The organism is Arthrobacter sp. Dra40 (assembly GCF_059091905.1).
On the sequence record NZ_JBNHHB010000079.1, the window covers coordinates 1 to 22,386 of the forward strand.

Here is a 22,386-nt window from a genome sequence, read left to right on the forward strand (position 1 = left end):
ACCTTGATGCAGCCGTCCTGCTTCTTCTGGAACTTCTCGTACATCTCCGGCGCCTGCTCCAGCGGCGCGGTGTGCGTCTTGAGGTCGAGGACGCCAAGGGGGTCCGCAGGGTCGTCGACCAGCGGCAGCAGGTCGTCGATCCAGGACTTCACGTTGCACTGGCCCATCCGCAGCTGCAGCTGCTTGTCGAACATCGTGAGCATCGGCAGTGGGTCCTTCATGCCGCCGTACACCCCGCTGATCGAGATCGTGCCGCCGCGGCGGACGGCGTCGATGGCGGTGTACAGCGCGTCGAGTTTGTCCACCCCGGCCGTCTCCATGGCCTTGCGTCCCAGCGGAGACGGCAGCATCCCCACCGCCTGGTGAACCACGCCGGCCACGGGGGACCCGTGTGCTTCCATGCCGACCGCGTCCACCACCGAGTCGGGGCCGCGGCCGTCAGTGAGATCCCTCAGCCGCTCGGCCACGTCGCCGGAGGAGTCCAGCGTCTCTATGCCGTGGCGTTCGGCCATGGCCCGCCGCTCGGCGACCGGGTCCACCGCCACCACCCGGTAGCCCAAGTGCCGGCCGATCCGGGCGGACATCTGACCCACCGGACCAAGGCCCAGCACCGCCAGGGAGCCGCCCTCCGGGGGTGCGGCGTACTGCACGGCCTGCCAGGCGGTGGGCACGACGTCGGAGAGGAAGAGGTAGCGCTCGTCCTCACCCGTGTTGGGGACCTTGATGGGACCATAGTCCGCGTGCGGGACCCGCAGGTACTCGGCCTGCCCGCCGGGCACCGACCCATAGAGCCGCGAGTAGCCGAGGAACTGGGCATTGTTGTTGTACTCGCGCACCTGGGTGACCTCACACTGCGACTGCAGGCCCTTCGTGCACATGAAGCAGTGGCCGCACGATACGTTGAAGGGGATCACAACCCGGTCCCCCGGCTTGATATGCGTTACCGCTGAACCGACCTCTTCGACAATCCCCATCGGTTCGTGGCCGATAATGTCGCCCTTGTCCATGAACGGGACGAGCACCTCATACAGGTGCAGGTCCGAACCGCAGATGGCGGTCGAGGTGATGCGGACGATTGCGTCCGTGGGCTCCTGGATCCGCGGATCCGGAACCTCCTCGACGCTCACCGAGCGTTTTCCCTGCCATGTCAGTGCCTTCATCTGTCCTCCTTCTCAGGGCCGCGGGCCCGAAGCTTCGTCACCGCGAGCTTCGTCACCGCGCAGTCCGTCCGTTGGCTCGTCTGCATCCCCACCATAAACATCCGTCGATTTAGTAAGCAAACTTGCTATCGGCGAATAGGGGCAAAGACTATAGGTCACGGCAGGGCAGTTACGGGTCTCGGAATCCCGCTCCTGGCTACCGCACACCCTTGATTTTGACCACGAAGACCGCCCCAAGCAGCCCGATCACCGCGGACAGCACGAACAGCGCCGTATAACCGCCAAGGTAGAGCACCGTGGGGGCGGCGATCAGCGGTGCGATGACCTGTGGCGACGAGGCAGCGATGTTGATGACGCCCATGTCCTTGCCGCGGTCGGCCGCGCTGGGCAGCACCTCCGTCAGCAGGGCGAAGTCCACCGCCAGGAACATGCCGAAACCCGCGCCCAGGACCATCGCCGCACCAACCACCGCCGGCCACTCAGGAGCGATGGCCACAATGACCGACGCCGTCGCGATGGTGATGGAGGACGCGATGACGAACGGCTTGCGCCGGCCCACCCGGTCGCTCAGCGGTCCGCCGACCACGGCCATCACCACCACGGTGGCCGCATAGATTCCGGTCAACAGCAGCACGCCGGCCGCAGGGTCCGGGTGTCCCACGGCATCCTGCAGGAAGAAAAACAGGTAGAGCGTGAAAATGTTGTTGCCCAGGTTGACCAGGAACCGGGTCAGCCACGCCCAGCCGAAGTCGGGGTGCTTGGCCGGCGAGATCCAGAACCCCTTCAAAAAGCTGCCCCAGGCGAAGGCGGGGCGGTCTGCCTTTTCCAACGGCGTGTCACGGCCGGCAATCGCAAACGGAATGACGCTGCCCAGCAGGAACACAGCGCAGTAGACGTAACCGGCGGCGAACCCCCCGGCCAGATTCGCCAGGACCGCGCCCATGACGATGCCCAGTGTCTGTCCGATGGCGGCGAGCCCGCCGATCTGGCCGCGCTGCTGCCGCGGCACGCGGTCCGGGATGCTGGCCGTGACGGCCGCGTAGGCTCCGTTGCACCCGGCCTGCACCAGGCACCAGCTGATCACCATCACGGCGATGTTGGGCGCGCCGGAAAGCAGCAGCAGTGCCGCGAAGCCCAGGATGCCGCCGGCCAGGGCCCACGGCACGCGACGGCCAAACCGGGAGGTGGTGCGGTCGCTCAGGGCCCCGAAGATCGGATTGGCAACCAGGGACACGGCGGCGCCGCATCCGGTGGCCATCGCCAGGACGGCTTCCTTGTTCACGACGTCGAATGCCTGGGACTGCTCGGCCAGCAAGACCTGCAGCGGACCGAAGAAGGCCGCATTGATGCCCAGATTGGTGAGCACGACGGCGGTGACCCAGCCGGGACGGACCTTGACGGTGGGTTCCTGGAACGCCGCCGGAATACCGAGTGCCGGCACCGGCTTGTGCGGCTCCTGGACTGTCATGGCGGCGGCCTCCTCACCGACGACGCGGCCTGGCCGCAGGCCTCTGTTGTGGCAACAGCGTACAACTGCTGGGGAGATCGCAGGCACGGCCACCCGGATAATGTGGCAGGTGGTCGTCAAACGGCAGGTTTGGAGCGGCAACCGGTGCGGCACGAAGTATCGCCACCGCAGGAACAGGCTGCTGGAAGGGGACCAATCATCCGCCCGGTCCTCGGCCAAACCCTGTGCATCACTGCGCCGACGTCGCGGCACGCTCCCTGGCCAGCCTCTTCAAACCGTGTGCAACCTGCACCGGCTCCGGCCAGCGAGGCGGCAGGTTGTCTCCCAGGGTGACGCCTTTGAGCTTGCGTCCGAACATCGGGATCACCCATTCCTGCAGCCAGGCGCGCTCGCGGCTCACTGCCTCACGCCAGCCCGTCCGCACCGGAGCGTCCGGGCGCTTCAGCCTAAGCGTGTGATCGACGCCGAGGGCCTCAAGGACCCTGGCCGCCATGTACTTGTGCCCCAGCGCGGACATGTGCAGCCGGTCGGCGTCCCACATCCGCCGGTCCTGATAGTGCTCGAAGGCCCAGTGGTCCACCAGCACGGCGTCATAACGCCGGGCCAGGTTTCGGACGGCCTCGTTGAACACCCGGTTCCGACGCCGCATGGGCTCCAGCACCGGCGGCAGCATGACCTCGAACCCGGTGAACAGAATGAGGCGAGCACCCGTTGCCGCCAGCCCCTTCACGGCGGCTTCGTACTCGGCCATGAGCTCCGCGGTGCTGCGCTTGAACTCCAGGATGTCATTGCCGCCCGCGGCGTAGAAGGAGACCAAGGTGGGCTGCATCGCGATCGCGGGTTCCAGTTGGTCGGCGACGACCTGGTGCAGCCGTTTGCTGCGCACCGCCAGGTTTGCATAGCGGAAATCCGGGTCCTGCTTGCCCAACTGTTTGGCTACCCGGTCTGCCCACCCGCGGACTCCGTTCGGCAAGTTCGCTGTGTAGTCGCCCACACCCTCGGTAAAGCTGTCGCCCAACGCCACAAAGAGTCCGCCCACGCACCCAAGCTAACCGGCACGGAAAAAGCCCGGGCAAACTTCTGGTGAAGTCTGCCCGGGCATCTTGTGGCCGGAGGGCGGAACTGGATTAGCCGGCGGTGTAACCGCCGTCAGCCACAAACTCGGACCCGGCGACGACCGACGCGTCGTCGCTGGCCAGGAAGGTGATGAGGGCAGCCAGCTCCAGCAGTGATCACCCGTGGCCGGGGCCGACCTCCGGCGGATCGAAAACCCACGGCTCGCGGGGTAATAACCCGGGCCGGAAGTCCGCACTCAACTGCTGCAGCGGCAGGTCAGGCAAGCCCAGCGACGCCAGGAGCATGGCGCGCACGGCCGCGGCATCGAGGCCGGCCAGCTCCAGAGCCGCAAGCGTCACCGCACCATCGCGCTTGGCCAGGCGCCGCCGTCGTTCATTGACCACCAACGGCACGTGGGCGTAATCCATTGGCGGCAACCCAAGCAGTGAAGCGAGGTAGGCCTGCCGCGGAGCGGAGGAGAGCAGATCGTCGCCGCGCACCACCTGGTCTACGCCCTGGGCCGCGTCGTCCACCACCACCGCGAGGTTGTAGGCAGGAACGCCGTCATTGCGCCGCAGCACGAAGTCATCCACGAGCCCGGTGTAGTCGCCGTGCAGCCGGTCGGTGACGGTGTAGCTGGTGGTGTGGGCGCGCAGCCGCAGCGCGGCCGGTCGTTGCTGGCGGCGTTCCTCCCGTTCGGCGTCGGTCAGGTTGCGGCAGGTGCCAGGGTAGGCCCCTTCCGGTGCATGCGGTGCGCTGGGGGCCTCGGCGATCTCGCGGCGGGTGCAGAAGCATTCGTAGACCAGTCCTGCCTCTGCCAGCTGTCCGAGCGCGTGGCGGTAGACGTCGGCGCGGTCGGTCTGCCTCACCACCTCGTCGTCCCAGTCCAGGCCGATGGCCGCCAGATCCGCCAACTGCTGGGCCTCGAAGCCGGCCCGCGCGCGGTCCAGGTCCTCGACCCGGATGAGAAACCGGCGTTCGGTGCTGCGCGCAAAGAGCCAGACGAGCAGCGCGGTCCGCAGGTTTCCTACGTGCAGTTCACCCGAGGGGCTGGGCGCGAACCGGCCGGCGGGACGCAATGGACCGGCGGGACTCTGGGCTGCTGGCACGTCCCCACGATAGCAAGCCAGCCGCGGTCGGCAGCTGTTCGCCAGTTAGCTGCCGGCGCTCCTGCCGGAGTGTTGCCGCCGCCTATTAGGCTGGTGCCATGAGCACACCCGAGTCCCCCACGGAAACCCCCCTTGCGATCACCGGCGCCACCGGCGAGCTGGGCGGTTTGGTTGCCAGGATGCTGGCGGAGCAGAACCTGCCGCAGCGGTTGATTGTCCGCGACCCGTCGCGGGCGCCGCAACTGCCGGGCACGACGACGGCGCGCGCCGAGTACGGCGACATGGCGGCTGTGACTGCCGCCTTGGAAGGCATCGAGACGCTGTTCATGGTCTCCGCAGCCGAGGCAGAGGACCGGCTGCAGCAGCACTTCACCTTGATTGACGCCGCCATTGGGGTCGGCGTACAGCACATTGTCTACACCTCGTTCATCGGCGCGGCCGAGGATGCGATGTTCACGCTGGCCAGGGACCACTTCGCCACCGAGGAGAAGCTCCGCGGATCCGGCGTGAAGCACACGCTGCTGCGCAACAACCTTTACGCAGACATCCTGCCGTCCTTCGCCGACGAGGCAGGCGTGATCCGCGGCCCGGCGGAGGACGGGAAGGCTGCCTTCGTGGCCCGCGAGGACGTGGCACGGGCCGCCGCGGCGATCCTGGCCGAGCCGATGCCCCACGCCGGCTTCACCTACGAACTGACCGGCCCGGAGTCACTGACCATGGCCGAGGCGGCAGCTGCCATTGCCGAGGCCACCGGCCGGCCGACGGCGTTCCACAACGAAACGGTGGAGGAAGCCTACGCCAGCCGGGCACGGTTCGGGGCCCCGGGCTGGCAGCTCGATGCCTGGGTCAGCACCTACACGGCGATTGCTGCCGGAGAGCTGGACATTGTCACCCACGACGTTAACCTGCTGACCGGTCGTCCGGCCTTGAGCCTGCGGCAGTTGATCGGCGGGACCGCCGCGCGGGACTGACGTGAACCGCACCGGCCGGACCGCGCGGACGCGGCGAAGCCCGGGCACGGTCCTGCCGGTGCGTGTTTAGGCGTTCCAGAGTCCGTAGGAATCGGCCAGCGAAGAGATCTTCTCGGCGCGGGCCAAGCGCGGCAGGTAGGAACCGTCGCCCACCACGGCACCGGCCGCGTGCGCGTCGAGCAGCTCGTGCGCCCACTTGATCTCCGACTCGCTCGGCGAGAGCCCCTTGTTGATGGTGTCGGCAGCATCGGTGAGCAGGCAGAGCTTGCCGGTCATGCCCATCGAGGCGGTCACCTTGCAGGCTTCGAGCAGTTCCTCGCCCAGCGCGCCAACGGTGGGGCCGTCGATCGGGCCGGGCAGCTGGCCCACCCGTGACGCGACCACCAGCCGGGAGCGGGCGTAGGCCAGCGCCATCGGCGAATCGCTGGCACCGGTGTCGCGGCGGAAGTCGCCCACGCCGAAAGCCAGGCGGAAGGTCCCCGGCGCGCGGGCAATGTCGGTGGCGTTTTCGATGCCGATGGCGGACTCGATCAGGGCCAACACCGGCGTCCCGGCCTGCAGCCGCATGGCGGTGTGCGTGACCTGCTCTGGCTTTTCCGTCATTGCCAGCATGACCCCGCGCAGGCCCGGGGCCTTGGACAGGGCCGCCAGGTCGTCGGCCCAGTAGTCTGTCTCCATGCCGTTCACCCGGACCCAGGCGGTCATGCCGGTGGACAGGGCCTCCACCACCCGTTCCCGCGCCGCGGCCTTCCCCCCGGCGGGGACGGCATCCTCCATGTCGAAAATGACCGAGTCTGCTTCAGAGGCGAGCGCCGGGCCGAAATTCGCTTCGTCAGCCGCCGAGGCCAGAAGCCAGGAGCGGGACAATTTTGCGGGAAGGGCGGCAGCACGGCGGTTTCTCAAAGCGGACATACTCCTAGCCTAGTGTTTCTCCAGCCGGGGCCACCAACGGCCGCGCGAATACGCCTGAGGCGTGCGCCACGGGTCTCCACGGCACTGCTGAAACCGCGTCAGATGGATGCCGAGCGCCGCGAGCGCCGACGCCGGACCAGGACCACTGCGACCACCGCCGTTGCTGCGAGCAGCACCACGACGGCGATGCCCGGCGGGGATCCGGCGGCTGCGGCCATCCAAGCCTCCAGGGCCACCAGGCCAACGGTGGCATACAGAACCGCCCACAACACGGAGCCGATCACGACGGCCGGCAGGTATCTGCGCAGCGGCATCCGGCCAAGACCGGCCGTTGCGTTGACCGCGGTCTGGACGCCCACCGTCAGGAAGCAGAGTGCGACGGCCGCTGCTCCCCAGCGGGCGATGATCGCTTCCGCCCGACGCATGGCCCCCGAATCCAACTGGCGCTTGAACCGGGTGCGCCGGCCGCCGGCGGCCACCGCCCGGCCAGCCCAGTAGGTTGCGTTGGCCCGGACCATCACAATCGCGAACAGCGCAGTGACCGCGAGAGCGAAGGGGAGGCTGGCAAGGTGCTCCATCTCAGCCCGTGGGCTCCAGTCCACGGCCGGAGAAGGGTTGGCCCATGATGGTCTCCTTGGGAGTTGGCGGAAGCCTGGCCGGCGTTTTGCGCAGGCTTTCCGTGGCAACAGCAGCCTGTGATCACGTAAGCCCAGGCGGCCGATGACTGTCAATGGCCCGGGTGCACAAGTCAGGCTGAATTTACGACGGCGGTGCTCGCCTTCCGTGGTCCGGCGGGGGATGTGTCCTACGCTGTGTTCATGGCCCAGCTGACGCCCCGAACCACCGACGCACTTCCGGCCGCACAAGCGCAGCGGCTGCAGCGGGCGCTCGACGAAAGCGCCGACGTCACCGTCTTCGTGAACGGCACTGCCGTGAAACTGCCGGCGCAAGCCGCGGACGCCGTCGTTGATATGCTCCGGCGGTTTGCCCAGGGCGATGCGGTGATGGTCAGCTCCGCGGTCGAACTGCTGAACACGTCGCAGGCGGCGGAGGTCGCCGGTGTGTCGCTGACCTACATGCGCCGCTTGACCGATGCCGGCACCATCCCGGTCCAGTACCGCGGGACGCACCGCCGGATCCAGCTCTCGGATGTGTTGGCCTGGCTGGAAACCCGCACCGCTGCGCCCGACCCGGGTTCCCCGGAGGCTTCTGCCGCTGCCACGCCGCAGGATTCTGAGCCTGCACCCTCGTGAGCCTGCACCGGCGCAACATCTTCCCTGCCCCGGTCCGGGCAGCTCTGCGGCCGCGCGGGGTGCACAGCCGGCACGTTGGCCCTTAGGCTGGGTGCCACCGGCCCGGAATCGGGCCCGATGGACAACCAGAGGAGACTGTTACCGTGGCCGACCTGCTTGCCCCGCTCGTCACCCTGCGCAACGGGGCCAAGATGCCGTTGCTGGGATTGGGAACCTGGCCCCTGGACAACGCCGAAACCGCTCAGGCTGTCCAAACGGCCCTCCAGCTTGGCTACCGGCTGGTCGACACCGCGGAAAACTACCGGAATGAGGAAGGCGTCGGTGAGGGGCTGCGCCGCAGCGGGCTGGACCGCTCGGAGGTTTTCATCACCACCAAGTTCAACAAGCAGTGGCACAGCGTCGACGGCGCACGTCAGGCCTGCGAGGCGAGTGCGCAGCGGCTGGGTGTTGACTACGTGGACCTGCTGCTGATCCACTGGCCCAACCCCGGGCAGGACCGCTATCTGGAGGCGTTCGAAGGACTCACCCGGTTGCTGGAGGACGGAATGGTGCGGGCCATCGGCACGTCCAACTTCAAACCGGCACATTTGCAACGGTTGTTCGACGCCGGGTTGGTCCCCGAGGTCAACCAGATCCAGCTGGACCCCCGGCACGCCCGCGGCGACCTGGTGGGCATCCACCGTGAACACGGCATCGTGACCGAGTCCTGGAGTCCGCTGGGCCGCGGCGGCGACCTGCTGCGCGAGCTGGCCGTCGAGTCGCTGGCCGGCAAGTACGGCAAGAGCCCGGCCCAGATCGTGCTGCGCTGGCACACCCAGCTGGGGCATGTGCCCATCCCCAAGTCCGCCCAGCCGGACCGGCTGGCCGAGAATTTCGCCATCTTCGACTTCATGATGGAGGCCGCCGAACTAGAGCAGCTCTCCGCCTTGGACCGTGGCACGGCGGATATCACCGACGCGGACGTGTTCGGCCACTAAAACAGCTGACGGCGGCAGGAGCCCTGTCCGAGGATCCTGCCCTGCGGGAGCCTCCGTCCGGGATCCTGCAGCATCGCCCTCCCTGTCTGTAGCAAACTGTTTGCATGCAAAGGAATGAAGCTCGGTCAATCGTTGTTGCAACCTAATGACACCGGGTCAACTGACCGGTGTCCGTCGCAGCCAGTTTGTGATGCCTCGATAAGGCCGTCACAGATGGCGCTGTAGCAGTAAGAAGGAGACAACACATGACTGTCCAGGACAAGGTCGCACTCGTCACCGGCGCCGGCCAAGGCATCGGGCGGGCCATTGCACTTCGCTTGGCCGAAGATGGCTTCAACGTCGCCGTCGCCGACATCGAACCCCAGCGCGCAAAGGGTGAAGCTGTCGCCGCCGAAATCACGGCGCTCGGACGAAAGTCGGTTTTTGTGGCCGCGGACGTCGCCCAAAAGGACCAGGTTACCGCGGCGGTTGACACTGCAGCCGAACAGCTGGGTGGATTCGACGTCATCGTCAACAACGCCGGCATCGCGCAGATTAAGCCAGTTCTCGAAATCAGCGAGCAGGAACTCGATCAGATTTTCAGCGTGAACGTAAACAGCGTGGTCTGGGGCATCCAGGCGGCAGCAGCAAAATTTGAGGAGCTTGGCCGCGGCGGCAAGATCATCTCTGCAGCATCCATTGCCGCCATCCAGGGGTACCCGGTTCTCAGCGCTTATTCGGCCTCCAAGTTTGCCGTACGCGGTTTCACGCAAGCGGCAGCCCAGGAGCTGGCCCCCAAGGGGATCACCGTCAACGCCTACGCACCCGGCATCGTGGGAACCGGAATGTGGGAGCTCATCGACAAGGAACTCAGCAAGATCAACGGCAAGCCTATCGGGCAAAACCTCCAGGAGAACGTGGAGGGCATCGCCCTCGGCCGCATCGAAACGCCCGAAGATGTGGCAAAAATCGTGTCGTTCTTCGCGGGCCCTGACTCCGACTACGTCACCGGCCAGGTGCTGCTGGTCGACGGTGGCATGCTCTACAACTGATTCCCCTGCGCGGGCTGCAGTATCCACACGGTCGCACGTCGCCTGCGCCGCCGGATGCACATGCCACTGAGGGCGCGAACAAGGATCAGGCCGGAGCTTTGGGGGTAGCTCCGGCCTGATCCTTTTGGGGGGAGGTCTTAGGTCTTGGTCGGGTGGAGCAACGCCGGCAGGCTGGTGTCTATTGCCAGGCCTGGTCTGCCCAGGCTGCGTCACGCGAGTAGGTGCTTCCGGTGAGGTTCCAGAGATCATCATCCTGGCCGTGCGCACCCAGTACGCCGATCTGGTCCAAAGAAGATGCTGTTCCCTCGTTCGAAGCGTCCGGTGCCTTAATGGATTCGGGTCCGATCATCGAGAAACCGAACGGGCTCATTTCGTCCTCTTCTCCAGCATTGAGGATTCGACTTCGGGCGACCATGCTCTGGCATACACGCCGAGAGCGGCTTCTTCCCAGGTGGTGAACCCCAGTCGGTTCATCAGCAGGTGGGATTGGCAGAACGTCAATTGCTGCGCGCTGCGGCTGACCCGGGCCCGGTCTGCCCGGTACAAATAGGAATCAAGGGTCCTGATCCATCGGCGGCGCCAGTTCTGAACGCTGCTTTCGTCCGCTGTTGCGGCCATCAAGCGGTGCATCGGGGCGGTTCGCGCGACCAGCCCGGCGGTAAGGCTGTGCCGGGCCTTCGGCGCCGAACGGCCCAGTTCGGCAGTGGATGCCCTCAGATGGTTGTCCCAGCAGTACTCCCAGGACAAACGGCTGCGGTCGGGCCACTGCTGTGCCTTCGGCCCGTACATCATGGCCCAGGCTGCATCACAGAGGAGCAAGGAGGCTAGCGCCGAACGGCCTTGGGACTTGCTGAAGCGCTGGGTGGCCCACATGGCCAGCTCCGAGGACAGTTCGAACACTTCCTCCGCCAACTCCAGCCCCTCCGGTCCCCCGAAACGGTCCAGATCGGCCTCCGGCACGGCGACGACGGTGTCGGACGGGGAGATGGCGATCGAATCCTCGCTGCCGGAAGGCAGGACGAAATTTTCCTGGGTTGTGATGCCGGGAAGAATGTGGAGGACCCGGTCCCGGGCCGCCAACTCGAACCTCTGGAGGCTGTCGAGGATTGGACGGCGGCCCAGGAACCGGACCTTCAGGTGAGGCCCCATCTGGTCGGCACTGTGGCTGAAGTACCAGCGGCCCACGCCTTCGCGGCGTGCGTGGGCGACCAGCGGTGTAACCAGTTCTCCTATGACGGCGTCAGCTACGTCCTGTCTACCCGTGTAAATAGACAGAACCCACCAGTACGCTTTGACGTTCACCGAACTTGTTGGGCGGATGGCTGTCAGCTGGCTCATGCGCTACTCCTGGTTCGATGTTCTGGTGGTTGGGGGAGGGATAGCCGGCGTCGTCCTGGTTACGGGATCAGCACAGTGCCGATGAGATGGGGCGGCTTTTTACCAGTCCCAGATAAGGGCGGAAGCTGCAACGTTTACTGACTTGTCGGAGTGCGGAACCGGTCCCAAATCGGCAGCTACTGCCGGGGTGGCCGCTGAGACGGCTCCCAAAGCGACCAGCAGACCTGCCGTCATGCTCGCGATCTTCTTGTACATGTCATTCCCTTCACATGGCTTAGGTTCGTTTTTCGGTGACAGATCCGTCCGGGTTGCTCGCCCCGACATCTCCAAGAGTTCCGTGCCACGACTGTGCCTGTCCAGCCAATCCACTTGCAACATCCGGACATGCCCTGATCGTGCCTTGGGGGTTGCACTGTCAGGTTCCGGACAAGAAGCTAAAACCGCTTTCCGCCGTGCGGAGTCAAGGGAAAAGGCGGGTGCGGAAGTCCATCGGACAAACACATGCCGCCGGTGGCATAATGTGGCCATGGCAGGAAGTAGACGCTCATGAAAGGCGCAGGTTGGCCCCAAGAGTTGCCTTAGACTAGCCAAAGTGCGGCCCAGCCACCGTTGGTAGGGCAGGCCCTGCGTGATACATAGATGGATCAACCGGAGGAGCGCCCCATGCTGAGCGGGACGGCATTCGAACTCTACGAATTTGCCGTGGCGCACCCCGGTTGGACCAAGGAGACGGCTTCCACGGCCCTTGGCTACACCATCCGGGACCTCAATATCGCCATTGGGGAGCTGGTCAGCAGGCAGTTGCTGCAGCAGCCGGCGCCGGACGTGGAGTGCTATGTTGCCATCTCCCCCGATGTGGCGCTGTCGCAACTGGTGGACTCCGACGAGCGGCTGCTGATCGACCTGCGCACCAAGATCAGCGGCCACCGCGCGGATATGGCGGCCCTGGTACCGACCTATTTGGCAGCACGCAAACGGGTGGCGCTGGACTCCTCGGTGGAAGTACTCGAAGACCCCGGCGTGATCCGCAAACTGCTGGTCGACTACGGCCGGGATGTCTCGGAGCAGGTGCTGATCAGCCAGCCCGGTTCCGGCGCCTCGGCGGACGTGCACGAAGAGGGCATCCAGAAGGACCTCGAACTGCTCCAGCGCGGGGTGGTCCGCAAGAACATCAGCCACTCCAGCACGCTGGACCACGTGCCCACGCGCAAAGCGGTCGCGGCCATATCCCCAGCGGGCGGCGAGTACCGGACCCTGCCTTATGTGCCGTTGAAGATCATGATCTTCGACCGCAATCTGGCCCTGATCGGACGACAACTGCACCCGGAGGACCGCGGCGCCTTGGTGGTGCGCGACTTTAACCTCATCCAGGTTTTCATCAACCTGTTCCAGGTGGCGTGGGATCTTGCCTCTCCCTATGTTCTGGGCGCGCAGGAAAACGATGCCTCGAACCTGAACGGCATCCAACATTCCATCCTCAATGCCATGGCTGCCGGATACTCGGACGAGGTAATTGCCCGGCGGCTGGATATCAGCGTTCGCACCTGCAGGCGCCACATTGCCTGGATGCTGGAGCAACTGGGCGCGGACAGCCGTTTCCAGGCGGCGCTCAAGGCCCGCGACGCAGGCTGGCTGTAGGCCGAAACAGCACCAATAGAAAACTTCTGTTTCCTGTTCCGTAACGTGGCGGGCTATTCTGTGTGAGTGACTTCACAGGACGCAGACTTCTCCACGACACTGCCAACCGAGACGGAAGTGGCACTGGAACGTGCGACGGCGGCACACCAGCACCAGCACCTCTTTTCGCAACGGGCCGCGAACATCAAGCAATCCGCCGTCCGCGACGTCTTTGACATCTCGATGCGCGCGGGATTGGTCTCCTTGGCCGGCGGCAATCCATACCTGCAGTCCCTGCCCTTGGAAAAGATCGCCGGCATGGCGCAGCGGCTGATCGCGGAGCACGGGATGACAGCCCTGCAGTACGGCGGGGGCCAGGGCACCGAGAGCCTGCGGCGCCTGATCTGCGAAGTCATGGCACGGGAAGGCATCACCGGAGCGGATCCGGCGAACGTGGTGGTCACAGCCGGTTCGCAGTCCGCCCAGGATGTGGCCGCCAAAGTTTTCTGCAATCCCGGCGATGTTGTGCTGTGTGAAGATCCCACCTACGTGGGGGCGCTGAATACGTTCGAGGCCTACGAGGTCCAGGTGGAACCCGTGCCAATGGACGGGCACGGTCTCATCCCGTCCGAACTGCAGCGCCGCATCGAAGAGCTGCAGGGTGAAGGCCGCAGCATTAAATTCCTCTACACCATTCCCAGCTTCAATAACCCGTCCGGCATCACGCTCGCCGCGGAGCGCCGGCAGCAGATCGTGGACATCTGCCGGGAGGCCGGGATTCTGGTCCTCGAGGACAATCCCTACGGGCTGTTGCGCTTCGACGGACAGCCGTTGCGTCCGCTGCGCGCGGACAACCCCGACGACGTCATCTACCTAGGGTCGTTCTCAAAGATCATGGCGCCTGGCCTGCGGATCGGCTGGGCGCTGCTGCCTTCCCACCTGCAGCGGAGCTACTACCTGGCCAACGAGGCGGTCACCCTGTGCCCGCCCACGCTGAACCAGATGCTGGTCTCCACGTATCTCGACGAGCACGACTGGGTGGGGCAGATCGATACCTACCGTCAGTTGTATGCCACGCGTTGTGCCGCCATGCTCTCGGCGCTGAAGGAATTCATGCCGGAGGGAGCCAGCTGGACGGAGCCCGAAGGCGGCTTCTTCGTGTGGGTCACCCTTCCCGAGGGCGTCGACACCTACCCGCTGCTCCACGATGCGATTGAGGCCGGCGTCGTCTTCATCCCGGGCGCGGCGTTCAGCCCCTCCGACGAACCGTCCAATCAGCTGCGGCTGGCCTTCAGCGCGGTGTCCGAGGACGCCATCCGTGAGGGTGTGCGGAGGCTGGCACCCGTCCTGGAAAAGGCTATGGCCGGCGCCGGTTCTTGATGTAGCGGTAGTACGCGTAGCGGCCGGCGAAGTACAGGCCGATGACAATGATGATCCGCAGGATCGGGTGCAGGCCGGGCACCAGCCAGATCATGACATAACTGAGCAGGAACACGGCTGCCATGGCCCACAGGGTGCCCTTCCAGTCGATCCTGGGTATCCCGGAGCCGTTGCGCTGACCCGAGGGCCTGTTGTTACTCATGCGCCCAGTCTTTCACAGGACGACTGGGCTCACGTGGTGCGCGGGCGCGGTTAGGCGTCCACCAGGATGCCGTCCAAGTCGGCGTGCACTGTGGCCCCCGGCCGAAACACCACGCCGCCGATTACGACGGGTACGTCCGTTTCGCCGGCACTGTCCTTGGCGCTCTTGCGCGGGTTGCTGCCGAGCGCTTTGACGCCCAGCGGCAGCCGCGCGAGGGCCGCCCGGTCCCTGACGGCGCCGTTGATGATCACTCCGGACCAGCCGTTCGCCGCGCCGGCTTCAGCGATCATGTCCCCCATCAGCGCCGTCTCCAGCGAGCCTCCGCCGTCGACGACCAGCACGGCGCCGCGGCCCGGGGAGTTAAGCATGGACTTCACCAGCCCGTTGTCCTGGAGACACCGGATGGTGCGGACCGGTCCGCTGAACGCCGACCGTCCGCCGAAGTTCTGGAACTGGAGCGCCACGGAGGCAAGTTCGTCGCCGCGCTGGTCGTAGAGATCCGCTGTCGGGATCACTGCAGGTTCGGCGGCGCTGGACGCGGCGTGCGGCAGTGGTTCGTCCATGCCGGGCATGCTGGTACCGGCGTCGCCCGCTGGGCTGGTCACGTGATGCTGCTCCTCCTCGCCACACCGAGATCATGCCACGGCTGCGGCGAGGGCACCAGCACTCCAACGGATCAATCCAGCAGCAGCGCCGGTTCCTCCATGATGGCCGCCACGTCTGCCATGAACCGGGCGGACAGGTCGCCGTCCACCACGCGGTGGTCGAACGATCCGCCCAGCGTGGTGATCCAGCGCGGGATGACTTCGCCGGAGACCACCCACGGCTTCTGCCGGATGGTGCCGAACGCGACAATTGCGACTTCGCCGGGGTTGATGATCGGGGTGCCGATGTCGATCCCCAGCGCGCCGATGTTGGTGATGGACAGCGTGCCGTTCTGCATGTCGGCGGGCTTGGTCTTGCCGGCGCGGGCCGTGGTGGCCAGGTCGTTGAGGGCGACGGCGAGCTCTTTGAGCGAGAGGTCCTGGGCGTCCTTGATGTTCGGGACCAGCAGGCCTCGCGGCGTGGCCGCTGCAATGCCCAGGTTCATGAAGTGCTTGACGTGGATCTCGTCGCCGGACTCCGTCTCCACCCAGCTGGCGTTGACGTTCGGATTGCGCGCGGCAGCCCAGATGACGGCTTTGGCCAGGATCAGCAGCGGGGACACCCTGACGCCTTCGAAGTCGCGGGACTTCTTCAGCCGCTGAACAAACTCCATGGTCCGTGATGCGTCCACATCCACAAAGATGCTCACGTGGGGGGCGCTGAACGCTGAATCAACCATGGCCTTGGCGGTGGCCTTGCGCACGCCCTTGACCGGAATCCGCTCGATCCGGTTGTCCAGGCCCTTCCGGGGCGTCCAGAACATCGGGGCGGCTGCCTGCTCGGCCTCGCGCTGCGCCTGGTAGCTGAGCAGGTCCTGCTTTGTGACCTCGCCGCCCTTGCCGGTGGGGGTGATATCCGCCAGGTTGATGCCCAAATCCTTGGCAGCCTTGCGCACCGGCGGCTTGGCCAGCACCCGGGTCAGCAGCCGGGTGACAGCCGAGTGGACCGCTTCGCCGCGGGCCTGCCCGGCGCCGGCGGCGGGAGCGGATCCGGGGACGGGCGAGTCATCGTCGGCGGGAACCGGCGGCACATGCTGTGCCTGCCCGTGCGGCTCCGGCAGGTGCACTTCCGTGGCGGGCGCGGACCCGCTGGCCGACCGCCGCTGCGTCGAGGCGGGCTCCGCCGTCGTCGTCGTGGGCGAGGAAACGGGGGCCACGCTGCGCCGCGGGCGGCGCTTGACGGGGTCGGCCTTGGGCCCGGAACCGACCAGCGGCCCGCCCTCGGGAGTGGCGTCGGGCACCGGCTGCTCGGGCACTGCGGAGGTTGCCGGGGCTTGGGCAGCGGGCCCTGCGGACGCGCCCGGACCGTCACCTTCGGCGGCGACGGCGATGATCGGTGTCCCGACTTCCACGGTCTGCCCCTCGGGGACCAGCAGCTCCGACACCACTCCCGCATACGGGCTGGGCAGCTCTACCAAGGACTTCGCGGTCTCAATCTCCACAATGACGTCGTTGACCGCCACGGTGTCCCCCGACTTGACCTTCCAGGACACGATCTCGGCTTCGACCAGTCCCTCGCCAACATCGGGGAGGGTGAAAATCTGTGTATTCGACATGGAATCTCCGATATCAGTAGGCGAGCGAACGGTCGAGGGCCTCAAGCAGGCGGTCGATGTCCGGCAGGTACTGTTCCTCCACCTTCGCCACCGGGTACGGCATATGGAAGCCGCCAACGCGCAGCACCGGCGCTTCCAGGCTCAGGAAGGCGCGTTCACCCACGCGCGCAGCGATCTCGCCGCCGATGCCGCCAAAGGTCGGGGCTTCGTGCGTGACAATCAACCGGCCGGTCTTCTCGGCCGAGGCCGTGACGGTGTCGAAGTCAATCGGCGAGATGGATCGCAGGTCGATGACCTCCACGCTGGTCCCGTCCTCTTCCGCTGCCTTCGCCGCCGCGAGGGCGACGGGCACCAGCGGCCCGTAGGCGACGATGGTCGCGTCGGTGCCTTCGCGGACCACTTGGGCGCTGAAGGCATCGCGGCCGGGCGACTCGGTGTCCACCTCGCCCTTGAGCCAGTAGCGGCGCTTGGGCTCGAAGATGATGACCGGGTCTTGGCTGGTGACGGCCTGCTGGGTCATCCAATAGGCATCGTGGGCGTTGGAGGGCGTGATGATGCGCAGGCCGGGCGTGTGCGCGAAGAGGGCTTCCGGTGACTCCGAATGGTGCTCGATCGATCCGATGCCGCCACCGTACGGAATGCGGACGACGACGGGAGCCGACAGCATGCCGGAGCTGCGGGTCCGGATTTTGGCCAGCTGGGTGGTGATCTGGTTGAACGCCGGAAAGACAAAGCCGTCGAACTGGATTTCGCAGATGGGCCGGTAGCCGCGGAAGCACAGCCCGATGGCGGTGCCGAGAATGCCGGACTCGGCCAGCGGAGTGTCGACCACGCGGTCGGCTCCGAACTCGGCCTGGAGTCCTTCGGTGACCCTGTAGACGCCGCCGAGCTTGCCGATGTCCTCGCCCATGATCAGGGTTTTCGGATCATTGGCCAAGGCGGCGCGGAGCCCGCTGGTGATGGCCTTGGCGATAGTCATGGTGGTGGTCATCAGCGTGCCTCCCCTGCAGCGGTGCCGTCGGTTCCGGTATCGGCGAAGCCGGCCTGGTATTGCCGGTGCCATTCCAGCTCCTCGCGGACCAACGGGTGCGGATCGGCGTAGACATTGGCGAAGTTGTCCTCGAAGTCCGGCGCTTCCATGGCCAGGACGTCGGCACGGGTGGTCGCCGCAAGCTTGTCGGCATCGGCCGAAACCTGCTCGAAAAATTCGTCGCCGGCCGTGTTGGTGCTGCGCAGGTACCGTTCGAGCCGCAACATCGGATCGCGCTCCCGCCAGCCGTCTTCTTCGGCGGCCTCGCGGTATTTGGTCGGGTCATCGGCGGTGGTGTGGGCGCTCATCCGGTACGTGAATGCTTCGATCAGCACCGGTCCCTTGCCCGAGCGGGCGTGCTCCATGGCCCACCGGGTGACGGCATGGACGGCGACGACGTCGTTGCCGTCCACCCGGATGCCCGGGAAGCCGTAACCGGTGGCACGGTTGGAGAGCGGAACCCGCGACTGGACTTCCGTGGGAACGGAGATGGCCCAGTGGTTGTTTTGGCAGAAGAACACCACCGGCGACTGGTTGGAGGCGGCGAACACCATCGACTCGTGCACGTCGCCTTCGGAACTGGCACCGTCGCCGAAGTACGCAACGGCCACACCGTCGTCGCCGTCGCGCTGGATGCCCATGGCGTAGCCCACCGCGTGCAGTGCCTGGGCCGCCAGCACCAGCGTGTAGAGATGGAAGTTGGCCTCCCGGGGGTTCCAGCCGCCCTGGCTGACACCGCGGAAGAGCTTGAGCACGTGGGACAGATCCAGCCCCCGGGTCAAGGCAACGCCGTGCTCCCGGTAGGTCGGAAACACATAGTCCTGCGCTTGCATGGCGCGTCCGGAGCCGATCTGTGCCGCCTCCTGGCCGAGCAGGGGAGGCCAGAGCAGCAACTGCCCCTGCCGCTGCAACGCGGTGGCCTCCTGGTCGAACCGGCGGATCAGCGCCATGTCGCGGTACATGCCGCGGAGAGCTTCGCCGTCGAGGTGCGACGCATAGTCGCTGAACCTGGCGTCCTCGCGGATGCTCCCGTCAGGGGCCATCAACTGCACCAGCGGGGGCGCGTCCGCAGGGTCGCTGGCCACCAGCGACTGCTCCAGTTCTTCGATGTCGAATTCCGAGGCGGGCAGGTGCTCAGCGCCCATACGAACTCCTCGCCGACCTGGCGCCCAACGGCACCGGTCTTCGCTGTTCATATATGCCGGGCCGGGAATGCATTCCAGGCCCGGCATATATCGGTCGTTTGTCTCGTCCTAGCCTACTGGCACGTGCCGCGGGGGCCGGTGATATTACCGTCAGGAAACGCCGGGACCGTTTGTATAGTTCTCACAGAGGGCCACGAAGCGGGTGTTGGCTTCGACCTCACCGATGCTGACCCGCACCCCGTCGCCTGCAAAGGCCCGGACGGACAGCGCCTGCCGCCCGGCAAGCTCCGCAAACTCCTGCGCCCGGTCCCCCAGCGGCAGCCAGACGAAGTTGCCCTGCGTCTCCGGGAACGTCCAGCCGAGCATCTTGAGTCCGGCGACCACGCGGTCCCGCTCGTCGACGAGGCTTTGTACCCTTTCTACAACTTCGTCGTAGTGGCGCAGCGAGGTGATTGCCGCGTGCTCAGCCAAACTGGACACGGCGAACGGCGTGGCCGCCACACGCAGGTGCTGGGTGATCTCCGGCTGCGAAACGGAATAGCCCACCCGAAGGCCGGCCAGGCCGTGGGCCTTGGAGAAGGTCCGCAGCACCACAACATTGGAATGCTTCTTGTACATGGACACGCCATCGACGACCTCCGGGTCGCGGACGAACTCCGTGTACGCCTCGTCGATGACCACAATGATGTCGTCGCGGACCCTGCGCACGAAGTCTTCGACGTCGGCCGCTTTAAGGGCCGGCCCGGTGGGGTTGTTCGGCGTGCACAGCAGAATGACCTTGGTTCGCTCCGTCACTGCGTCCAGCATGGCTTCCAGGTCGTGCGCGCCGTCGGCCCGGTTCGGGATCTGCACGCTGCGGGCACCCGTAAGTCCGACCATGATCGGGTAGGCCTCGAACGAACGCCAGGCGTAGACCACTTCGTCTTCGGTGCCGTCCTCATGCTGTCCGGCGAACGTCTGCAGGATCTGCACCAAGGCACCCAGGCTGCCCGCCCCGGTGACGATGTCTTCGGCCGGGACATCCAGGAAGCGGCTGAGTTCGGTCCGCAGCGCGGTGCACAGCGGGTCGGGGTAGCGCATGATGTCCGTCTGTGCGTTGACCGCCTCCAGGACGGCCGGCAGCGGCGGCAGAGGGTTTTCGTTGGAGGACAATTTATAGGACTGCAGTCCTTCGATAGCTGTCGGCGGTTTGCCGGCAGCATATTTGGGCAGCCTGTCGAGGACCGGGCGGGGATGTATCCGTACCGACGTTCCTGCTGCCGGAACCGCAGCTTCTGTGATGGGGCTCTCAGGAGAAGTCATGCCTTAAAGGATACGTGCGCCGCCAGCAGCAGTTTTCCCAGCGTCCCCAAGCCCGGATGTGACAGCATACACAGATGGGAAAGTTCATTGTGCGGGTCATCGTCAACGCGCTGGCACTGTGGGTGGCCAACTGGATCCTGCCCGGCATGGCCATCGACGGTACCGCCGCAGCGGAGGCCGTGGGGAACGAAACTTTTGGCACGGTGCTGGGATATCTGTTCATCGGCCTGATTTTCGGCTTGGTCAACGCCATTGTCCGGCCGATCGTTTCCTTCCTCTCGCTGCCCCTTACGATCCTCACGCTCGGGCTGTTCACCGTCGTGATCAATGCGCTGATGCTGGTGCTCACCGCCTGGCTCTCCAGCTTCACTCCGGTGGAGTTCGTCGTTGACTCGTTCTTCTGGACCGCGGTCCTCGGCTCGCTGATCATCAGTCTGGTCTCGCTGGTGGCGGGCACCCTGACCCGCAGCCGCTGATTCACGGCAGCTGTTGCCGGCGCACGCCGGATCCGGACGACGGCTGTGCCTGCCGGGTGACCGGAGCATCCGGACGGGGCCGCGCGCCGGACTGTGGCTGCGAGCGCCGCAGCGTGAACAGATGCTGCCGGGCGGTGCCGCCGGCGAGCGCTGTGCCAAGATAGCCCGCCATCTCGCGCACCGACGGATCCGCGCCCAGGTCAAGGCTTCGGGCCCCTTGGACGTAGTTCCCCAGATCATGTCCGGGTCCCAGCCCGGCCGGCTCGCCGGCCGGCGTGCCGACCGGGTGGGTCAGGGTCACGGTGACCTGGTGCCGCCCGTTGCCATTCGGCCTGGCATCGGCGCCAGGCACCCAGTCCTGGGCGTGGTCCACGTGAACGCTGCGCACGCCCGGGCCCGGCTCGATGCCCCCTACCGGCGAGCCGGCGGTGAGCACGAACCCTACGTTGTGGTTGGCCAGGAAGGCAGGGTCGGCGGCGAGGTTCATGGCGTGGATGCCGCCCTGGCTGTAGCCGACCAGCAGCACCGAGTCCTCGGGGCTGGCGCCGGCCTCGTTGAGAGCACGGGAGACCGCGTCCGCGAGGTAGGGGCTCCCGCCGGCGAATGCTTCTGCCACGCCGGTCTCGTCGAACGGGTTTGTTGTCGGCGCGGCGGAACCCGCGGCCTGGGTCCCCGGCAACGCGACCACCCACCGCTTCTGCCCGCCGGGGGCCGTCACTTCCAGTATCTCGACGGCGCCGTTCCCGGCGTCGGCCGCGATAGCGGTCCGTTGCAGCAACCCTTCCAGTGAAGCGGGCGGGGGATCGATTTCTTTGGCCACTGCGGCCACCCGTTCGATTTCGATGCGGGTGCCGCGGAGCAGGCCCGCCTGCTGCGCCGCGGACACCAGCAAGGGCGCCAAGCGCTCAGTGGCCGCACTGTTCCACAGGCCGCCCTGCCGGCTGTCGAGCAGCAGCATCCCCGCGGCCGGACCTCCCAGCGTTCCGGCCAGTGCGGCCGGCACCTGGTTGAGCAGCCGTTCGCCTCCGGACAGCGTTGGCCGGCCCTCGTTGAAGGCCATGCCAAGGGGAACCGATGCCCACCAGATCGCCCTGTCAACGGCCTGTAGGACCGCCTCGACGGCTTGCTCAACGGCCAGGTAGGTTCCGTAAGCCAGACGCACGCTCACGGCCAAAGCTTTTATGCTGTCGGCCAGTGCAGCCAACGATGCGGCGGCTGCCTGCGCTGCAGCTTCAGCCGCCCGGCGCTCCGGCAGCATCGTCCAGCGCGGATCGGTCAGCAGCATCTGCACCGACAGGACCTGCCCCCACACGTCGTCAACCGCGGCCGAGGCGGACTCCAGGCGAAGTGCGGCAGTTGCCAGCTCCTGCCATTCAAAGGCGGTCCCGCCCACGCCGCCGGCAACCCGGTAGCCAGGGTAGCTACGGTGGCCGGTCCCGCCTTCCCACCATCGGGCACCGCTCGGAAGCCAGTCCGCCTCAGCCACTGCCACCCCTCCCACCCCTGAAAGGCGTCGCCCGGATCATGGGAACCGGCCGTACAGGACTGCGGTTTGGGCAGCCACGTCCGCAGTCCGGACGGTAAACGCCGCGTCACCCAAGAGACCGGCCGCCTCAAGCATCCGCGCGCGATGCTCGTGCAACCGGTTCCTGAATGCCCTGCCTGCTGGCGAAACCCAGGCATCGGCGGTGGCCACCAGATCCGCCCGCACCGCCAGCAATTCCTGCTCACAGGAAAGCAGCCGGCCTGCGGCCGACCC

At 66.4% G+C, this 22,386-nt stretch carries 25 protein-coding genes; 7 read left to right on the forward strand and 18 right to left on the reverse strand.

The window, feature by feature from the left end:
- The 5 genes from AC5RWT_RS22555 to gluQRS all read right to left on the reverse strand — a co-directional run.
- A partial coding sequence (locus AC5RWT_RS22555; protein WP_494082107.1) for a zinc-dependent alcohol dehydrogenase occupies window positions 1-1,160 on the reverse strand: 1,160 nt, incomplete at its 3' end.
- Between the two features lie 196 nt (window positions 1,161-1,356).
- Window positions 1,357-2,628 (reverse strand): MFS transporter, encoded by a 1,272-nt coding sequence (locus tag AC5RWT_RS22560; protein ID WP_494082108.1) that lies wholly within the window; start codon window positions 2,626-2,628, stop codon window positions 1,357-1,359.
- Window positions 2,629-2,857: 229 nt separating this feature from the next.
- Window positions 2,858-3,667 carry an SGNH/GDSL hydrolase family protein gene (locus tag AC5RWT_RS22565; RefSeq protein ID WP_494082109.1) on the reverse strand — a complete coding sequence of 270 codons (810 nt, stop codon included), beginning with the start codon at window positions 3,665-3,667 and terminating at the stop codon, window positions 2,858-2,860.
- An 88-nt stretch (window positions 3,668-3,755) separates the two neighbouring features.
- Window positions 3,756-3,857 carry an SDR family oxidoreductase gene (locus AC5RWT_RS22570; protein WP_494082127.1) on the reverse strand — a complete coding sequence of 34 codons (102 nt, stop codon included), beginning with the start codon at window positions 3,855-3,857 and terminating at the stop codon, window positions 3,756-3,758.
- 3 nt (window positions 3,858-3,860) lie between these two features.
- Window positions 3,861-4,763 (reverse strand): tRNA glutamyl-Q(34) synthetase GluQRS, encoded by a 903-nt coding sequence (gene gluQRS / locus AC5RWT_RS22575; protein ID WP_494082128.1) that lies wholly within the window; start codon window positions 4,761-4,763, stop codon window positions 3,861-3,863.
- Window positions 4,764-4,891: 128 nt separating this feature from the next.
- Here gluQRS and AC5RWT_RS22580 point away from each other — a divergent pair, with 128 nt between their 5' ends.
- Window positions 4,892-5,764 carry an SDR family oxidoreductase gene (locus tag AC5RWT_RS22580; protein WP_494082110.1) on the forward strand — a complete coding sequence of 291 codons (873 nt, stop codon included), beginning with the start codon at window positions 4,892-4,894 and terminating at the stop codon, window positions 5,762-5,764.
- Between the two features lie 66 nt (window positions 5,765-5,830).
- On the opposite strand, the gene AC5RWT_RS22585 is transcribed toward AC5RWT_RS22580, so the two are convergent.
- Window positions 5,831-6,676, reverse strand: coding sequence for an HpcH/HpaI aldolase/citrate lyase family protein (locus tag AC5RWT_RS22585; protein ID WP_494082111.1), 846 nt, complete (start codon window positions 6,674-6,676; stop codon window positions 5,831-5,833).
- A 98-nt stretch (window positions 6,677-6,774) separates the two neighbouring features.
- On the reverse strand, window positions 6,775-7,278 hold the full coding sequence (locus tag AC5RWT_RS22590) for a DedA family protein (protein WP_494082112.1): 504 nt from the start codon (window positions 7,276-7,278) through the stop codon (window positions 6,775-6,777).
- A gap of 216 nt (window positions 7,279-7,494) precedes the next feature.
- Between AC5RWT_RS22590 and AC5RWT_RS22595 the strand changes: the two genes are divergently transcribed.
- From AC5RWT_RS22595 to AC5RWT_RS22605, 3 genes are all read left to right on the forward strand, one after another.
- Window positions 7,495-7,929 carry a helix-turn-helix domain-containing protein gene (locus tag AC5RWT_RS22595; protein WP_494082113.1) on the forward strand — a complete coding sequence of 145 codons (435 nt, stop codon included), beginning with the start codon at window positions 7,495-7,497 and terminating at the stop codon, window positions 7,927-7,929.
- Window positions 7,930-8,072: 143 nt separating this feature from the next.
- Window positions 8,073-8,906 (forward strand): aldo/keto reductase, encoded by an 834-nt coding sequence (locus tag AC5RWT_RS22600; protein ID WP_494082114.1) that lies wholly within the window; start codon window positions 8,073-8,075, stop codon window positions 8,904-8,906.
- Window positions 8,907-9,151: 245 nt separating this feature from the next.
- Window positions 9,152-9,937, forward strand: a complete 786-nt coding sequence (locus AC5RWT_RS22605) for an acetoin reductase (RefSeq protein ID WP_494082115.1) — start codon at window positions 9,152-9,154, stop codon at window positions 9,935-9,937.
- A 178-nt stretch (window positions 9,938-10,115) separates the two neighbouring features.
- Here AC5RWT_RS22605 and AC5RWT_RS22610 read toward each other — a convergent pair whose 3' ends face one another.
- The 3 genes from AC5RWT_RS22610 to AC5RWT_RS22620 form a co-directional block, all read right to left on the reverse strand.
- A complete protein-coding gene (locus AC5RWT_RS22610; RefSeq protein WP_494082116.1) occupies window positions 10,116-10,307 on the reverse strand; it encodes a hypothetical protein in 192 nt (63 codons plus the stop codon).
- The gene (locus AC5RWT_RS22615; RefSeq protein ID WP_494082117.1) at window positions 10,304-11,275 is read right to left on the reverse strand and encodes a lantibiotic dehydratase C-terminal domain-containing protein; all 972 of its coding nucleotides are present in this window, start codon (window positions 11,273-11,275) and stop codon (window positions 10,304-10,306) included. The genes AC5RWT_RS22610 and AC5RWT_RS22615 overlap by 4 nt, the downstream gene beginning before the upstream one ends.
- Window positions 11,276-11,374: 99 nt before the next feature.
- Window positions 11,375-11,530 carry a hypothetical protein gene (locus AC5RWT_RS22620; RefSeq protein ID WP_493967096.1) on the reverse strand — a complete coding sequence of 52 codons (156 nt, stop codon included), beginning with the start codon at window positions 11,528-11,530 and terminating at the stop codon, window positions 11,375-11,377.
- Window positions 11,531-11,938: 408 nt separating this feature from the next.
- Between AC5RWT_RS22620 and AC5RWT_RS22625 the strand changes: the two genes are divergently transcribed.
- Together AC5RWT_RS22625 and AC5RWT_RS22630 are read left to right on the forward strand one after the other, a co-directional pair.
- Entirely contained in the window at window positions 11,939-12,913 is a 975-nt protein-coding gene (locus AC5RWT_RS22625) for a helix-turn-helix transcriptional regulator (protein WP_494082118.1), read from the forward strand.
- Window positions 12,914-12,979: 66 nt separating this feature from the next.
- A complete protein-coding gene (locus tag AC5RWT_RS22630; RefSeq protein WP_494082119.1) occupies window positions 12,980-14,272 on the forward strand; it encodes an aminotransferase-like domain-containing protein in 1,293 nt (430 codons plus the stop codon).
- Here AC5RWT_RS22630 and AC5RWT_RS22635 read toward each other — a convergent pair.
- The 6 genes from AC5RWT_RS22635 to AC5RWT_RS22660 form a co-directional block, all read right to left on the reverse strand.
- Window positions 14,250-14,474 carry a hypothetical protein gene (locus tag AC5RWT_RS22635; protein ID WP_493967099.1) on the reverse strand — a complete coding sequence of 75 codons (225 nt, stop codon included), beginning with the start codon at window positions 14,472-14,474 and terminating at the stop codon, window positions 14,250-14,252. The two genes, AC5RWT_RS22630 and AC5RWT_RS22635, sit on opposite strands and share 23 nt — an antisense overlap.
- A 50-nt stretch (window positions 14,475-14,524) precedes the next feature.
- Complete coding sequence (gene rraA, locus AC5RWT_RS22640; protein ID WP_494082129.1) at window positions 14,525-15,037, reverse strand: ribonuclease E activity regulator RraA; 513 nt, start codon at window positions 15,035-15,037, stop codon at window positions 14,525-14,527.
- Between the two features lie 113 nt (window positions 15,038-15,150).
- Window positions 15,151-16,674: a dihydrolipoamide acetyltransferase family protein gene (locus AC5RWT_RS22645; RefSeq protein WP_494082120.1), complete on the reverse strand. Its 1,524-nt coding sequence runs from the start codon at window positions 16,672-16,674 to the stop codon at window positions 15,151-15,153.
- A gap of 13 nt (window positions 16,675-16,687) precedes the next feature.
- On the reverse strand, window positions 16,688-17,665 hold the full coding sequence (locus tag AC5RWT_RS22650) for an alpha-ketoacid dehydrogenase subunit beta (RefSeq protein WP_494082121.1): 978 nt from the start codon (window positions 17,663-17,665) through the stop codon (window positions 16,688-16,690).
- On the reverse strand, window positions 17,665-18,849 hold the full coding sequence (gene pdhA / locus AC5RWT_RS22655) for a pyruvate dehydrogenase (acetyl-transferring) E1 component subunit alpha (protein ID WP_494082122.1): 1,185 nt from the start codon (window positions 18,847-18,849) through the stop codon (window positions 17,665-17,667). Before pdhA ends, AC5RWT_RS22650 begins: the two co-directional genes overlap by 1 nt.
- 150 nt (window positions 18,850-18,999) lie before the next feature.
- On the reverse strand, window positions 19,000-20,151 hold the full coding sequence (locus AC5RWT_RS22660) for a histidinol-phosphate transaminase (RefSeq protein ID WP_494082123.1): 1,152 nt from the start codon (window positions 20,149-20,151) through the stop codon (window positions 19,000-19,002).
- Between the two features lie 74 nt (window positions 20,152-20,225).
- Here AC5RWT_RS22660 and AC5RWT_RS22665 point away from each other — a divergent pair, with 74 nt between their 5' ends.
- On the forward strand, window positions 20,226-20,627 hold the full coding sequence (locus AC5RWT_RS22665) for a phage holin family protein (protein WP_494082124.1): 402 nt from the start codon (window positions 20,226-20,228) through the stop codon (window positions 20,625-20,627).
- A gap of 1 nt (window position 20,628) precedes the next feature.
- Here AC5RWT_RS22665 and AC5RWT_RS22670 read toward each other — a convergent pair whose 3' ends face one another.
- Both AC5RWT_RS22670 and AC5RWT_RS22675 read right to left on the reverse strand, forming a co-directional pair.
- Window positions 20,629-22,113, reverse strand: coding sequence for an alpha/beta hydrolase family protein (locus tag AC5RWT_RS22670; RefSeq protein ID WP_494082125.1), 1,485 nt, complete (start codon window positions 22,111-22,113; stop codon window positions 20,629-20,631).
- 36 nt (window positions 22,114-22,149) lie between these two features.
- Window positions 22,150-22,386, reverse strand: a 237-nt coding sequence (locus tag AC5RWT_RS22675) for a hypothetical protein (protein WP_494082126.1), incomplete at its 5' end; no start/stop codon positions are given.

Excerpts from the sequence above, each read along its gene's own strand:
- pdhA (WP_494082122.1), bottom strand. The coding sequence starts at position 18,849 with ATGGGCGCTGAGCACCTGCCCGCCTCGGAATTCGACATCGAAGAACTG.
- AC5RWT_RS22585 (WP_494082111.1), bottom strand. The coding sequence starts at position 6,676 with ATGTCCGCTTTGAGAAACCGCCGTGCTGCCGCCCTTCCCGCAAAATTG.
- AC5RWT_RS22580 (WP_494082110.1), top strand. The coding sequence starts at position 4,892 with ATGAGCACACCCGAGTCCCCCACGGAAACCCCCCTTGCGATCACCGGC.
- AC5RWT_RS22595 (WP_494082113.1), top strand. The coding sequence starts at position 7,495 with ATGGCCCAGCTGACGCCCCGAACCACCGACGCACTTCCGGCCGCACAA.
- AC5RWT_RS22620 (WP_493967096.1), bottom strand. The coding sequence starts at position 11,530 with ATGTACAAGAAGATCGCGAGCATGACGGCAGGTCTGCTGGTCGCTTTG.
- AC5RWT_RS22560 (WP_494082108.1), bottom strand. The coding sequence starts at position 2,628 with ATGACAGTCCAGGAGCCGCACAAGCCGGTGCCGGCACTCGGTATTCCG.
- AC5RWT_RS22635 (WP_493967099.1), bottom strand. The coding sequence starts at position 14,474 with ATGAGTAACAACAGGCCCTCGGGTCAGCGCAACGGCTCCGGGATACCC.
- AC5RWT_RS22615 (WP_494082117.1), bottom strand. The coding sequence starts at position 11,275 with ATGAGCCAGCTGACAGCCATCCGCCCAACAAGTTCGGTGAACGTCAAA.
- AC5RWT_RS22665 (WP_494082124.1), top strand. The coding sequence starts at position 20,226 with ATGGGAAAGTTCATTGTGCGGGTCATCGTCAACGCGCTGGCACTGTGG.
- AC5RWT_RS22610 (WP_494082116.1), bottom strand. The coding sequence starts at position 10,307 with ATGAGCCCGTTCGGTTTCTCGATGATCGGACCCGAATCCATTAAGGCA.
- AC5RWT_RS22625 (WP_494082118.1), top strand. The coding sequence starts at position 11,939 with ATGCTGAGCGGGACGGCATTCGAACTCTACGAATTTGCCGTGGCGCAC.
- AC5RWT_RS22605 (WP_494082115.1), top strand. The coding sequence starts at position 9,152 with ATGACTGTCCAGGACAAGGTCGCACTCGTCACCGGCGCCGGCCAAGGC.
- AC5RWT_RS22650 (WP_494082121.1), bottom strand. The coding sequence starts at position 17,665 with ATGACCACCACCATGACTATCGCCAAGGCCATCACCAGCGGGCTCCGC.
- rraA (WP_494082129.1), bottom strand. The coding sequence starts at position 15,037 with ATGGACGAACCACTGCCGCACGCCGCGTCCAGCGCCGCCGAACCTGCA.
- AC5RWT_RS22645 (WP_494082120.1), bottom strand. The coding sequence starts at position 16,674 with ATGTCGAATACACAGATTTTCACCCTCCCCGATGTTGGCGAGGGACTG.
- AC5RWT_RS22660 (WP_494082123.1), bottom strand. The coding sequence starts at position 20,151 with ATGACTTCTCCTGAGAGCCCCATCACAGAAGCTGCGGTTCCGGCAGCA.